Source organism: Micromonospora sp. WMMD754, assembly GCF_049315235.1.
Taxonomy (GTDB): domain Bacteria; phylum Actinomycetota; class Actinomycetes; order Mycobacteriales; family Micromonosporaceae; genus Micromonospora; species Micromonospora sediminicola.
In genome coordinates this window covers 5383453-5396468 of the sequence record NZ_CP186058.1, presented here as the reverse complement: position 1 = coordinate 5396468, position 13016 = coordinate 5383453, and the positions used below count along the sequence as shown (strand labels likewise).

Genomic DNA, 13016 nt, shown 5'->3' with positions numbered 1-13016 from the left:
GGTCGTCGTTGCCGGCGGGGCCGGGCCGTCGCGGATGTGTGCAGGTCGCGGCCGGTCCGGGGGCAATGTCCGAAAGGGACCGTGGGCGTGCCGTGTTGACCTTGCGTGTCGGCCTGCTCGCGGTGTGTTCACCGTCTTGGGTGGACGTGTTGACTGTCCGTAGTTGACAGTTGTCGGGAACCCGATAGGCCAGGCGTGAAGTGTCGCGGCGGGCGCGCTATGGTCCCTCACGGTCGTCGGCGTGTCGACGTCATCGCGGAACGCTGTGTGACGCCGCGCCGGCTGGCGATGCCCCTGCCGCGGCGCTGCCGCGGACCCCTTCGGAAGGACCGAGCATGACGGTGACGAACGAGACCACCCCGATCTCCCACTACGAGCGCATCGGCGGCGCGGCGGCGGTGAAGGCCGCGGTGGAGCTGTTCTACGACAAGGTGCTCGCCGACCCGGATCTCGCCGGCTACTTCACCGACGTGAACATGGCCGACCAGCGGCGGCACCTGGCGCTGATGCTGGCGGTCGTGCTGGGCGGCCCGAACGAGTACACGGGTCGGGGGTTGGCCGAGGCGCACCAGCCGTTGCGCATCCCGGGGGAGCACTACGCGAAGGTCGGGCAGCACCTGACCGCCACGTTGGTGGAGTTGGGTGTGCCGGCGGATGTGATCGCCGACGTGCAGGTGGTGCTCGGTCAGGTGCGGGAGCAGGTCGTGTCGGCGGGGAACGCCTGAGCGTGGACGCGGCACGGCTCAAGCAGAGCTGGGCCCTGGTCGCCGCGCACGGCGACCAGGTGCCGCTCTACTTCTATTCGACGCTGTTCCTGGCGCATCCGGAGACCCGGCAGATGTTCGGCACGAACATGGCCGGGCAGCGCGACCGTCTGGTGTCGGCGTTGGGGCACATCGTGTCCCACGTGGACCAGGTGGACCGGCTGGTCGGGTTCCTGCAGCAGCTCGGCGCGGACCACCGCAAGTACGCGGTGCGCGCCGAGCACTACCCGGCGGTCGGTGCGGCGCTGCTGGAGACGTTGCGGCACTTCTGCGCGGAGGCGTGGACCGACGAGCTGGCCGCGGACTGGGCGGCCGCGTACGGGCTGGTGGCGCAGGTGATGACGGAGGCCGCGCAGGCGGCGGAGGCGCACTCCCCGCCGTGGTGGGTGGCCGAGGTGCTGACCCACGAGCGGCGCACGTTCGACGTGGCGGTGCTGACGGTGCGACCGCAGTACCTGCTGCCGTTCACCCCGGGGCAGTCGATCGGGGTGTCCCATCCGGCGGTGCGGTCGTGGCGGTACTACTCGCCGGCGAACGCGCCGCGCCCGGACGGGACGGTGGAGTTGCACGTGCGGGCCGCGCCGGGTGGCGCGGTGTCGTCGCGGCTGGTGTACGGGTGCGCGACCGGTGACCAGGTCCACCTGGCGTCGCCGGTGGGGGACCGGTTGACGTTGTGGCCGGCCGGGTCGTCGGATCTGTTGCTGCTGGCCGGTGGCACCGGCTGGGCGCCGGTGAAGGCGTTGGTGGAGCAGGTCGCGGCGGAGGGTTCGGGGCGGCGGGTGGACCTGTACGTGGGGGCCCGCTCGCGGACCGAGTTCTACGACAGCGAGGCGATCGACAAGTTGGCGGCGACGCATCCGTGGCTGCGGGTGTCGTACGTGGCCGGGTCGGATCCGGCGCGGCCGGGGGAGCCGGTGCGGCTCGCCGACCGGGTGCTGGCCGACGGGGACTGGCGGTCGCGGCACGTGTACGTGTGCGGCTCCGACGAGATGGTGAGCCATTCGGTGGCGGCGTTGACCGGTGCCGGCTACCAGCCGGGTCAGGTGCACCACGAGGGTTTCGGCAAGCACTGGTACGGGCCGGCGTGGCGGACCGTGACGACCCCTGACGGAGGTATCCAATGAGTGCGACTCCGATCAGCCGGTACGACGCGCAGCAGGTGTCCGGGCCGGTGCAGGTGCGGCTGACCCCCGACCGGGTGCGGCGGTGGGAGTTCGGGTCGGCGGCGTTCACCCGCCGCGGCTACGAGCAGGCCGACGTGGACCGGTTCCGGATGCAGGTGGCCGACGAGTTGGATCTGCTGGCCGCGCAGGTGGCGAACCTGCGGGCGGAGAACGAGCGGCTCAACGACCATCTGGAGCTGCACCGGCACGGGGTGATCCCGAGCGCCGACAAGCCGGCGATGCCGGCGGCGAAGGAGGTCAACCTGCTGTCGGCGGCGCAGCGGGAGGCCGAGCAGATCATCGCGCAGGCCCACGACTACGCCCGCCGGGTTGCCGAGTACGCCCGGACGCAGTACGAGAGTTACATGCGGGCGGCGGCGGAGGAGGCGAAGCAGGAGGCCGAGCGGGTGGTGGCGGAGTACCGCAGCAGCGCCGGCGGGAGCTTCGACGACTCGGTGGCCGCGCGGGAGGCGTTGCGGATCTTCGGCGAGATGATGATGTCGCACATGCAGGCGGCGGCCCGGCACCTGGACGAGGGCAGCGAGCAGTTGGCGCGCACGATGGAGCGGATCGCCCGTGAGGCGCCGGTGGGCGGCGTCGCGGCGCAGCCGGCGTTGCCGCGTCACCAGCGGTAGGCCCTCAGCCGCCGGCCCGGCCCACCCCGACCGTCCGGCCCGGCCCACCGACGTCGGTGGGCCGGGCCGGACGGTCGCCCGTATCGTCGGGGTCGACGGTGGAATCTTCGATGATCCGGGCGGGGTGGTGGGGCGGCACCCGCGGGCACGGGACCGGCTGCGGCCGGTGGACCTGGCGCGCGCGTACGGCGTGTCCACGCAGGCGGTGCGTAACTACGAGGCGGCCGGGGTGTTGCCGGAGGCGGCGCGCACCGGGCACGGCTACCGCACCTACACCGCGCGGCACGCGGCGGCGTTGCGGGCGTTCCTGGCCCTGGTCGCCGGGCACGGCCATCGGGCGGCGACGGCGATCATGCGGGCGGTGCACCGGGGTGCGGTGGACGAGGCGCTGCGGCTGGTCGACACCGGTCACGCCCGGTTGCTGGACGACCGCCGGACCCTCGACGCGGTGGCGGCGGCGCTGGCGGACCTGCCGGCCGGGACCGGCGAGGACGTGGCGTCGGGGCGCGGCGCGGTGTTCGTCGGTGCGCTGGCCCGCCGGCTGGGGGTCCGGCCGGCCACGCTGCGGCAGTGGGAACGCGCGGGTCTGCTGTGCCCGGGCCGGGACCCGCGCACCGGTTACCGGGTGTACCGGCCGGCGGACGTGCGGGACGCGTTGCTGGTGGGTCAGCTGCGGCGCGGCGGTTACCCGCTGGCCCGGATCGTCCCGCTGCTCGTCGAGGTCCGCGCCGCCGGGGGTGTGGCGGACCTCGACGCGGTGCTGGGCGACTGGCGGGCCCGGCTGGGGGCGCGCGGGCGGGCCCTGCTCACCGGCGCCGCCGCGCTGGCCGCCTACCTCGACGCGGACGGGAGCTAGCCGGCGAGGGCGCCGACCGCCTCGGCGATGGGGGTGTCCCCGCCGACGAGTTCGACGGTGCGGCCGGCGGTGCCCGGGGCGTACAGCAGGGCCAGCAGCACCCGGGCCACGTCGGCGCGGCTGACCGCGCCGGCGTCGACGTGCCGGGCCAGGGTGATCCGGCCGGCCGGTTCGTCGTCGGTGAGCCGGCTGGGGCGCAGCACTGTCACGTCCAGGTCCCGGGCGGTGACCTCGTCCTCGGCGGCCTTCTTGGCCCGCAGGTACGCCGCCCACACCGCGTCGGTGCCGGCGGCGGGCGGGTCGTCCACGCCCATCGAGGAGACCAGCAGGTAGCGGCGGACGCCGGCGCGGACGGCGGCGTCGGCGAGCAGCACGGCGGCGCACCGGTCGACGGTGTCCTTACGGTCGGCGCCGCTGCCCGGCCCGGCCCCGGCGGCGAACACCACCGCGTCGGCGCCGGCGAGGTGGGCGGCGAGGGTGTCGACGTCGGTGTGTTCCAGGTCGCACACCAGCGGCTGGGCGCCGGCGGCGCGCAGCGCGGCCTCGTGCTCGGGGTTGCGGATCAACCCGACGGCGGTGTCCCCGCGTCCGGCGAGTTCCCGCTCCAGCAGCTTGGCGATCTTTCCGTGGCCTCCGGCGATGACGACGCGCATGCCCTCAACCTAGCCCGCCACACCGTGCGCCGCCGGGTGACCGGCCCCGCCGATCATGAGGTTGGCGGCGCCACCCTCATGATCGGCCGAGTGATGCGGGCAGCGGGGGTGGGAGGTGTGGGGGTGGGCGAGGGAGCATGGACGGGTGAGTGACGAGTTCGAGGCGTTGACGCGGCTGGTGGCCGCCGGGGGTGTGGTGGTGCTCAGCGGCGCCGGCCTGTCCACCGAGTCGGGCATTCCCGACTACCGGGGGCCCAGCGGCGCGGCCCGCCGGCACACCCCGATGACCTACCAGGCGTTCACCCGCGACCCGGTGGCCCGGCGGCGCTACTGGGCGCGCAGCCACCTGGGGTGGCACACCATCGCGCGGGCCGCGCCCAACGACGGGCACCGGGCGGTGGCCCGCCTGCAGCGCGCCGGGCTCCTCGACGGGATCATCACCCAGAACGTCGACGGGCTGCACACCGCCGCGGGCGCCACCGGGGTGATCGAGCTGCACGGCCGCCTCGACGAGGTGACCTGTCTGGACTGCGGCAACGCCACCGGCCGCGACGAGCTGCACCGGCGCCTGTCCGAGGCGAACCCGGGCTTCGACGCGGTCGCGGCGCACGTCAATCCCGACGGCGACGTGGACCTGCCCGACGAGGCGGTGACCGGGTTCCGCGCCGTCGACTGCGGGGTGTGCGGCACCGGCATGCTGAAACCGGACGTGGTGTTCTTCGGCGAGACGGTGCCGGCGCCCCGGGTGGCCGACTGCTTCGCGCTGGTCGAGCGGGCCCGGGCGCTGCTGGTGCTGGGGTCGTCCCTGACGGTGATGTCGGGGCGGCGGTTCGTGTTGCGCGCGGCGAAGCACGGCATCCCGGTGGGCATCGTCAACCAGGGCGCCACCCGCGGCGACGGGTACGCCACGCTGCGCCTGGACGCCCCGCTGGGCGCCACCCTCACCGCGCTGACCGCCGCGCTCGCCGAACCGGTGCCGGCGGCGCGGTGATCACCCCCGGGACATGAGCCGGAAACACGCCCGCTGGTAGCGTGGGAGGTGCCGGTACCACCCACGTGGGAGAGACCGTCTCGCCGACGGCGCCGAAGGGGCAGATTCTCCCCGGAACCTCTCAGGCAAAAGGACCACGTGGGCAGGCGCTGTGGAGCGCGTCAGCGCGACTCAGGGGGAGGCCGACCCGTCGACCTCGCCCCCACAAGGAGCGCCGCCCATGACCGCAGAGCAGTTCGCCGACCGGCACATCGGCCCCGGCCCGGACGACGAGCGCCGGATGCTGGAGGCCGTCGGCTACAGCTCCGTCGACGAGCTGATGGACGCCGCGATCCCCGAGGTGATCCGCTGGCACGGCACCCTCGACCTGCCCGCGCCCGCCTCGGAGCGGGAGGCCCTGGCGGAGCTGCGCGCCCTCGCGGCCCGCAACACCGTCGCCGTGTCGATGATCGGCCTGGGCTACCACGGCACCCACACCCCGGCGGTGATCCGCCGCAACGTGCTGGAGAACCCGGCCTGGTACACCGCGTACACCCCGTACCAGCCGGAGATCAGCCAGGGCCGGCTGGAGGCGCTGCTGAACTTCCAGACCATGGTCACCGACCTGACCGGCCTGGCCACCGCGAACGCCTCGATGCTCGACGAGGGCACCGCCGCGGCCGAGGCGATGACCCTCGCCCGCCGCGCGTCCAGGAGCAGGAGCCCGGTGTACGTGGTGGACGCCGACGCGCTGCCGCAGACCGTCGCGGTGATCACCAGCCGCGCCGAGCCGCTCGGCATCGAGGTGCGCGTGCTCGACGTGGAGCGCGACGACCTGCCGGCGGAGTTCTTCGGCCTGCACCTGCAGTACCCGGGCGCGTCCGGCGCGGTCCGCGACCACCGGGCGCTGGTCGAGGCGGCGCACGGCGTGGGCGCGCTGGTGACCGTCGCGGCGGACCTGCTGGCGCTGACGCTGCTGCGCCCGCCGGGGGAGATCGGCGCCGACATCGCCGCCGGCACCACCCAGCGTTTCGGCGTACCCATGGGTTTCGGTGGCCCGCACGCCGGCTACCTGGCCGTGCGCGCCGGCCTGGAGCGGATGCTGCCCGGCCGGCTGGTCGGGGTGTCCCGCGACGCCGACGGCAACCCGGCGTACCGGCTGGCGTTGCAGACCCGCGAGCAGCACATCCGCCGGGAGAAGGCGACCAGCAACATCTGCACCGCGCAGGTGCTCCTCGCCGTGATGGCCGGCATGTACGCGGTCTACCACGGCCCGGACGGGCTGCGCGCGATCGCCCGGCGCACCCACGAGGCGGCGGCCCGGCTCGCCGCCGGGCTGCGCGCCGGCGGTGTGGACGTGGCCGACGTGCCGTTCTTCGACACGGTCACCGCGACCGTGCCGGGCCGCGCCGCGCAGGTGGTGGCCGCCGCCGCCGAGCGCAACGTGAACCTGCGGCTGGTCGACGCCGACCGGGTCGGTGTCTCCTGCGACGAGACCACCACCGCCGCGCACCTTCAGGCGGTGTGGGCGGCGTTCGGCGTCGACGGGTTCGACGGGGACGTCGACGCGGGCCTGCCGGGCGGGCTGGCCCGCACGTCGGACTTCCTCACCCACCCGGTGTTCCGCACCCACCACTCGGAGACGGCGATGCTGCGCTACCTGCGCCGGCTGGCCGACTTCGACTACGCCCTGGACCGGGGCATGATCCCGCTGGGCTCGTGCACGATGAAGCTCAACGCCACCACCGAGATGGAGCCGATCAGCTGGCCGGAGTTCGCGCACGTGCACCCGTTCGCGCCGGACACGCAGACCGCCGGCTACCGGGAGATGATCGCCCAGCTGGAGGGCTGGCTGGCGGAGGTCACCGGCTACGACGCGGTCAGCGTGCAGCCCAACGCCGGCTCGCAGGGTGAGCTGGCCGGGCTGCTGGCCATCCGCGCCTACCACCGCGAGCGCGGCCAGGGGCACCGCGACGTGTGCCTGATCCCGTCGTCGGCGCACGGCACCAACGCCGCGTCGGCGGTGATGGCCGGCATGCGGGTGGTCGTGGTCGGCTGCGACGCCGACGGCAACGTCGACCTGGTCGACCTCGACGCGAAGATCGACAAGCACCGGGACGCGCTCGCCGCGATCATGGTGACGTACCCGTCGACGCACGGGGTGTACGAGACCGGCATCGCGCAGTTGTGCGCGAAGGTCCACGACGCCGGCGGTCAGGTGTACGTCGACGGGGCGAACCTCAACGCGCTGGTCGGGTTCGCCAAGCCGGGCAAGTTCGGGGCGGACGTGTCGCACCTGAACCTGCACAAGACGTTCTGCATCCCGCACGGCGGCGGCGGCCCCGGCGTCGGGCCGGTGGCGGTGCGGGCGCACCTGGCGCCGTTCCTGCCGGGCGACCCGGCCGACGGGCGGCCGGCGATCTCGGCGGCCCGGTACGGGTCGGCGGGGATCCTGCCGATCCCGTGGGCGTACCTGCGGATGATGGGCGCGGACGGGCTGGCCCGGGCCACCGGCGTGGCGGTGCTCGCCGCGAACTACGTGGCGGCGCGGCTGCGCGCGCACTTCCCGGTGCTCTACGCCGGCAACAAGGGCCTGGTGGCCCACGAGTGCATCCTGGACCTGCGGCCGCTGACCAAGGCGACCGGGGTGAGCGTCGACGACGTGGCCAAGCGGCTGATCGACTACGGCTTCCACGCGCCGACGATGTCGTTCCCGGTGGCGGGGACGCTGATGGTGGAGCCGACCGAGAGCGAGGACCTGGCCGAGCTGGACCGGTTCTGCGAGGCGATGATCGCCATCCGCGCGGAGATCGACAAGGTCGGCTCGGGGCAGTGGCCGGCGGGGGACAACCCGCTGTCCCACGCGCCGCACACGGCGGCGATGGTCTCCGCCGACGAGTGGCCGCACCCGTACCCGCGGTCGGTGGGCGCCTACCCGGGCGACACGGACCGGGTGGGGAAGTACTGGCCGCCGGTGCGGCGCATCGACGGCGCGTACGGCGACCGGAACCTGGTCTGCTCGTGTCCGGCGCCGGAGGCGTTCGAGGAGGACTGAGCGCATCGCGCCGGGGCGGTGGGGACACGGCCGCCCCGGCCGGCGCGCCGACGATCTCCGTCGGCGCGTACGCTCACTGACGCTGCGTGATCGCTCAGGCGACGAGGGCGTGGCGGGCCGGTCCCCGGTGCGGGGCGATGGTCCGCCCGTCGGGGAGCAGCTCACCGGTGTCCTCGAAGACGATGACGCCGTTGCAGAGCAGGCTCCAGCCCTGCTCAGGGAAGCAGGCGAGGACGCGGGCGGCTTCTCGGTCGGTCGCGTCGGCGGAGGGGCAGGTGGGCTGGTGCTGACACATCGGGTTCTCCGGACTGTGGGGGCACTGTGTCATGGTTCACATGACCAGTGACGCACAGTACCAAGGAAAACTGAGCGGCATCGAGCAAGGATGCGTCTTGTTCACCCAGAATCGGCTGAACGGATGAGCCGGAACCGGCCAGACGTTGTGGAAGCGCTCCCACAGGTGCCGGTCGATGCCCCCGGCGCGCCCTCCGCGTGCCGTGGCCGGTTGGTCGAGACCGCCCGGCTGCAGTGGCGCGTCGGCGACGGCGGCGACCCCGCTGAGCTGGCGCAACGCTTCCTCGCCGCGCACGGCGTACCGACCGACGACCTTGCCCGACCCGCCCGGCACACGCCGGACGGGGTGTGCGGCGCGGCGCTGTTCCTCTCCGCCGCCGCCGGCGCGAACACGCTCGGCGCCCCACCCGGCGCGCCGAGCCCCGCCCCCGCGCTGCCGGACCTGGCCGTGGTCGTCTACCACCACACCGACCGGCCACCCACCCGCCGCCCGACGCCCGACCGATGGTGGCTGGGGGACTGGCAGGACAGCTGGAGCGCCGCCGAGCACGCCGCCGCCGTCGACGCCGTCCGCGCCGCCATCGGACGCGGCGACGTCTACCAGGTCAACCTCGTCGGCCACGCCGCCGCCCCGTACGCCGGGGACCCCCGCCCGGCGCTGGCCCGCCTCGCCGCGCTGCCCGGCGCCCGCTACGGCGGCACCCTCACCGGCGCGGGCTGGGCGGTCGGCTGCGCCTCCCCGGAGACACTCGTCGCGCTGGAACACGGCCGCCTGGTCACCCGACCGATCAAGGGCACCCGCCCGGCCACCCCCGCCGGCCGCCGCGAACTGCTCGCCTCGGCCAAGGAACGCGCCGAACACGTGATGATCGTCGACCTGGAACGCAACGACCTCGCCCGGGTGGCCCGCACCGGCTCCGTACGCGTCGACGAACTGTTCGCCGTACGCCGCTGGTGCGACCTGTGGCAGGCCGAGTCGACCGTGTCCGCGGCGCCCGCCGACGGCCTCGGCCTGGCCGACCTGCTGCACGCGGTCAGCCCCGGCGGGTCGGTCACCGGCGCACCCAAACACGCCGCCCTGACACACCTGGCCGCGCTGGAACCGGTCGGACGCGGCGCCGGCATGGGCGCGCTCGGCTGGATCGGCCCCGGCCGGCTCGACCTGGGACTGACCATCCGCACCGCCGCCGCCGACGCCCACCGGCTGCACCTGTGGGCCGGCGGCGGCATCACCTGGGGCAGCGACCCCGCCGCCGAGGTCGCCGAGGCCGCCGCCAAGGCCGCCCCGGTGCGCGCCCTGCTCGCCGCCGGCTGACCCCTGCGGCCGCAGCCGGTGACGGCTCAGGCGGCGGCGAACGCGTCCAGGGCGGCGACCACCCGCTCACCCACACCGTGCCCGCTGCCGTGCCCACCGGCCTCCACGATCTCCAGCCGCGCGTCCGGCCAGTCCCGCGCCAGACGCCACGCGACGTCCGGCGGACCACTGACGTCCAACCGGCCCTGCACCATCACCCCCGGAATCCCGGCCAGGCGGCCCGCGTCGCGGAACAGCTGCCCGTCGGGCAGGAACCCCCGGTTGGCGAAGTAGTGGGTGACCAGCCGGGTGAACCCGAACCGGAACACCGGGTCGGCGAACCGGGGATCCGGCGCGAACCCGCCGGCCAGGGAGACGTGCACGTCCTCCCAATCGCACCAGTCGCGGGCCGCCCGCTCCCGCACCGCCGGGTCGGGGTCGTTCACCAACCGGGCGTACGCGGCCGCCAGGTCACCGTCACGGTCGACCTCCGGCACCCCGTCGCGGAACCGCGCCCACTGCTGCGGGAAAATCCGACCCATGTCCCGGGTCACCCACTCGACCTCCCGCGCGGTCGTGGCCACCACGCTGAACAACACCAGCGCGCTCACCCGATCCGGGTGCCGCTGGGCGTACGCCAACGACAACGTCGACCCCCACGAGGCGCCGCACAACAACCACCGGTCCACCCCCAGATGCGCGCGCAGCGCCTCCATGTCGGCCACCAGATGCCCGGTGGTGTTCACCGACAGGTCGGTGGCCGGATCGGACACCGGCGGGGTGCTGCGCCCGCAGCCGCGCTGGTCGAACAGCACGATCCGGTAGGCGGCCGGGTCGAACAACCGCCGCCACGACGCGCCCGCACCCGACCCGGGGCCACCGTGCACCACCAGCGCCGCACGGCCGTCGGGATTGCCGCTGGTCTCCCAGTGGATCCGCTGCCCGTCACCGACGTCCAGCATCCCCCGCGCGTACGGCTCGACCGGTGGATACATGCCACACCCCTCCCACGACGGATCCGACAGCGCGCCCACCCTACGACCCGCCCGCCGCGCCGACGGGTGGGCACCCCGAGCCGGTAAGCAACGGATAGCCTTCCGGGCATGACTATGCGCCCGATCCGGATCATCGGCGACCCCGTGCTGCGCACCCCCAGCGAGCCGATCACCAGCTTCGACGCCGAGCTGCGCACCCTCGTGCAGGACCTGATGGACACCCTGCTCGGCGCACCCGGGCGCGCCGGCGTCGCCGCCCCGCAGATCGGCGTCAACGCCCAGGTGTTCGTCTACCAGGCCGACGGCCACCGCGGCCACATGGTCAACCCCACCCTGGAGTTGTCCGAGGAACTCCAGGACGACGACGAGGGCTGCCTGTCCATCCCCGGGCTCTACTTCCCGACCCCCCGGGCGCTGCACGCCACCGCCCACGGCGTCGACCAGCACGGCGAACCGCTCACCGTCACCGGCACCGGCTTCCTCGCCCGCGCCCTGCAACACGAGACCGACCACCTGCGCGGCCGCCTCTACGTCGACACGCTGCGCGGCGACACCCGCCGCCGCGCGCTGCGCGAGATCCGCGCCGGCCGGTTCGACTCACCCAGCCGCGCCCGCTGACCCAGCCGCCGGTCCGGTCAGCCGGGTCAACGCGCACTCGGTGAACCCGGCGACCGCGGTGAACCCCAACCGCTCGTACAACCGCACCGCCGCGGCGTTGTCCGCCCGCACGTTGAGCGTCACGTGATCCACCGACGCCAGCAGCCGCGCGCACAACGCCGCCACCACACCCGCCCCCAGACCACGCCCCCGCACGTCCGGATGCGTCGTCACATTCCCCAACGCCGCCACCCGCCACCGCGGCGACCACACGTGCACCCCGGCCACCGCCACCAACCGGCCCCGCTCCCGCACCCCCACGTACTGGCCGGTGTCCAGCATCCGCGGATCGAACCAGTTCCCCGGATACGCCACCGCGTACAACTCCCGCAACTCCGCCAGATCAACCCGACCCAACGGCTCACCCACCGCCGGCACCGCCGCCGCACGCGGAGGATCCGTCCACGCCATCCGCAGGTGCGCCGCCGCGTCCGACACCGCGTACCACCGCGACACCGTCGCCTCCAGGCCGGGGGACAGGTGCGCCCACAACCGCGCCGGCAGCACCGGCGCCGCCTCCACCAGCAACCCCGACAACGCCGCCACCCGCTCCGGCGCCGCGAACGCCAACAACGTCGGCAACTCCACCCCGTGGTACAGCAACACCACCTCGTCACCACGACGGAACCACGACGTGTACGGCCAGAAGAAATCGTCCAGATCACCCAACTGGTACGCGTGCAACACCGGATCCCGACCCAGCAACCCGGCCAACACCGCCCGGTCGTGCTCCGCCCGCACGGCCATCACCGCACCGCCGTCCACTGGTCGTAACCCAGCCGCGCCACCAACGCCAGCACCACCACCAGCAGCACCACCCGCACGAACCCGGCGCCACGCCGCAACGCCATCCGCGCGCCCACCATCGCCCCCGCCACGTTGCACACCGCCATCGCCGCACCCAACAACCACCACACGTGCCCGGTCACCCCGAACACCACCAGCGCCCCCAGGTTCGTCCCTGCGTTGACCACCTTCGCCATCGCCGACCCGTGCAGGAAATCCGCACCCACCAGCGCGGTGAACGCCAACACCAGGAACGTGCCCGTACCCGGACCGATCAACCCGTCGTACAACGCGATGCCCACCCCGGCCACCGCCACCGCCGCCACCACCCGCCCACGGGTCCGCCGCGCCGGCGACGCCACCACCCCCAACCGCGGCCGGGTCAGCACGAACACCGCCACCGACACCAACACCACCAGCACCACCGGCCGGTACGCCCCCGCCGGCACCAACCCCGCCAACGCCGCACCCAACCCCGCCGTCACCACCGCCAGCCCCGCCGCCGGACCCGCCACCGCCCAGTCCAGCTTCGTCCGCCGCGCGTACGTCACCGCCGCCGTCGACGTCCCGAAGATCGCCGCCAGCTTGTTCGTCCCCAACGCCGTGGCCACCGGCAGCCCCGGCGCCGCCACCAACAACGCCGGCAACAACAACAGCCCACCGCCGCCCACCACCGCGTCCACCCACCCGGCCAGCGCGGCAGCGCCCAACAACGTCGTCAGCGACACGGCATCCACGGCCGCATTCTTCCCACCCCGCCACCGGCGACGAGACCACCTGTGGCCAGCCTCACCGGCCCCGACGCCGCCGCAACCACATCCCCACCGACGCCACCGCCACGAACACCAGCATCGAACAGCACAGCAGCTTCAGCACCCGGCAAGCCTGCCACGG

The 13016-nt window shown here is 74.1% G+C and carries 13 protein-coding genes and 1 riboswitch; of the genes, 8 read left to right on the top strand and 5 right to left on the bottom strand.

Annotated elements, in window-relative coordinates; genetic code table 11:
• The first annotated feature begins 335 nt into the window (after positions 1-335).
• From ACN27B_RS25290 to ACN27B_RS25275, 4 genes are all read left to right on the top strand, one after another.
• Positions 336-725 carry a group I truncated hemoglobin gene (locus ACN27B_RS25290; protein ID WP_099160935.1) on the top strand — a complete coding sequence of 130 codons (390 nt, stop codon included), beginning with the start codon at positions 336-338 and terminating at the stop codon, positions 723-725.
• A 2-nt stretch (positions 726-727) separates the two neighbouring features.
• Positions 728-1888, top strand: a complete 1161-nt coding sequence (locus tag ACN27B_RS25285) for a globin domain-containing protein (RefSeq protein WP_099160936.1) — start codon at positions 728-730, stop codon at positions 1886-1888.
• The gene (locus tag ACN27B_RS25280; RefSeq protein ID WP_099160937.1) at positions 1885-2562 is read left to right on the top strand and encodes a DivIVA domain-containing protein; all 678 of its coding nucleotides are present in this window, start codon (positions 1885-1887) and stop codon (positions 2560-2562) included. The genes ACN27B_RS25285 and ACN27B_RS25280 overlap by 4 nt, the downstream gene beginning before the upstream one ends.
• A gap of 166 nt (positions 2563-2728) precedes the next feature.
• Positions 2729-3418 carry a MerR family transcriptional regulator gene (locus ACN27B_RS25275; RefSeq protein WP_422741717.1) on the top strand — a complete coding sequence of 230 codons (690 nt, stop codon included), beginning with the start codon at positions 2729-2731 and terminating at the stop codon, positions 3416-3418.
• Here the strand turns inward: ACN27B_RS25275 and ACN27B_RS25270 are convergent.
• Positions 3415-4071: an NAD(P)H-binding protein gene (locus ACN27B_RS25270; protein WP_422741716.1), complete on the bottom strand. Its 657-nt coding sequence runs from the start codon at positions 4069-4071 to the stop codon at positions 3415-3417. The two genes, ACN27B_RS25275 and ACN27B_RS25270, sit on opposite strands and share 4 nt — an antisense overlap.
• 145 nt (positions 4072-4216) lie before the next feature.
• Here ACN27B_RS25270 and ACN27B_RS25265 point away from each other — a divergent pair, with 145 nt between their 5' ends.
• Positions 4217-5062 (top strand): NAD-dependent protein deacetylase, encoded by an 846-nt coding sequence (locus ACN27B_RS25265; RefSeq protein WP_422741715.1) that lies wholly within the window; start codon positions 4217-4219, stop codon positions 5060-5062.
• A 56-nt stretch (positions 5063-5118) separates the two neighbouring features.
• A riboswitch (glycine riboswitch) is annotated at positions 5119-5209 on the top strand.
• 73 nt (positions 5210-5282) lie between these two features.
• A complete protein-coding gene (gcvP, locus tag ACN27B_RS25260) occupies positions 5283-8096 on the top strand; it encodes an aminomethyl-transferring glycine dehydrogenase (protein WP_422741714.1) in 2814 nt (937 codons plus the stop codon).
• Positions 8097-8190: 94 nt separating this feature from the next.
• Here gcvP and ACN27B_RS25255 read toward each other — a convergent pair whose 3' ends face one another.
• Positions 8191-8391 (bottom strand): DUF5999 family protein, encoded by a 201-nt coding sequence (locus tag ACN27B_RS25255; protein WP_013286363.1) that lies wholly within the window; start codon positions 8389-8391, stop codon positions 8191-8193.
• A gap of 123 nt (positions 8392-8514) precedes the next feature.
• Here ACN27B_RS25255 and ACN27B_RS25250 point away from each other — a divergent pair, with 123 nt between their 5' ends.
• A complete protein-coding gene (locus ACN27B_RS25250; protein ID WP_099160941.1) occupies positions 8515-9705 on the top strand; it encodes a chorismate-binding protein in 1191 nt (396 codons plus the stop codon).
• A 26-nt stretch (positions 9706-9731) separates the two neighbouring features.
• Here ACN27B_RS25250 and pip read toward each other — a convergent pair whose 3' ends face one another.
• Positions 9732-10679, bottom strand: a complete 948-nt coding sequence (gene pip / locus ACN27B_RS25245) for a prolyl aminopeptidase (protein ID WP_099160942.1) — start codon at positions 10677-10679, stop codon at positions 9732-9734.
• 108 nt (positions 10680-10787) lie between these two features.
• Here pip and def point away from each other — a divergent pair, with 108 nt between their 5' ends.
• Complete coding sequence (def, locus tag ACN27B_RS25240) at positions 10788-11297, top strand: peptide deformylase (protein ID WP_091574413.1); 510 nt, start codon at positions 10788-10790, stop codon at positions 11295-11297.
• Here the strand turns inward: def and ACN27B_RS25235 are convergent.
• Positions 11277-12083 carry a GNAT family N-acetyltransferase gene (locus ACN27B_RS25235; RefSeq protein ID WP_253866436.1) on the bottom strand — a complete coding sequence of 269 codons (807 nt, stop codon included), beginning with the start codon at positions 12081-12083 and terminating at the stop codon, positions 11277-11279. The two genes, def and ACN27B_RS25235, sit on opposite strands and share 21 nt — an antisense overlap.
• A complete protein-coding gene (locus ACN27B_RS25230) occupies positions 12083-12859 on the bottom strand; it encodes a sulfite exporter TauE/SafE family protein (RefSeq protein WP_176558786.1) in 777 nt (258 codons plus the stop codon). Before ACN27B_RS25230 ends, ACN27B_RS25235 begins: the two co-directional genes overlap by 1 nt.
• Positions 12860-13016: the final 157 nt, after the last annotated feature.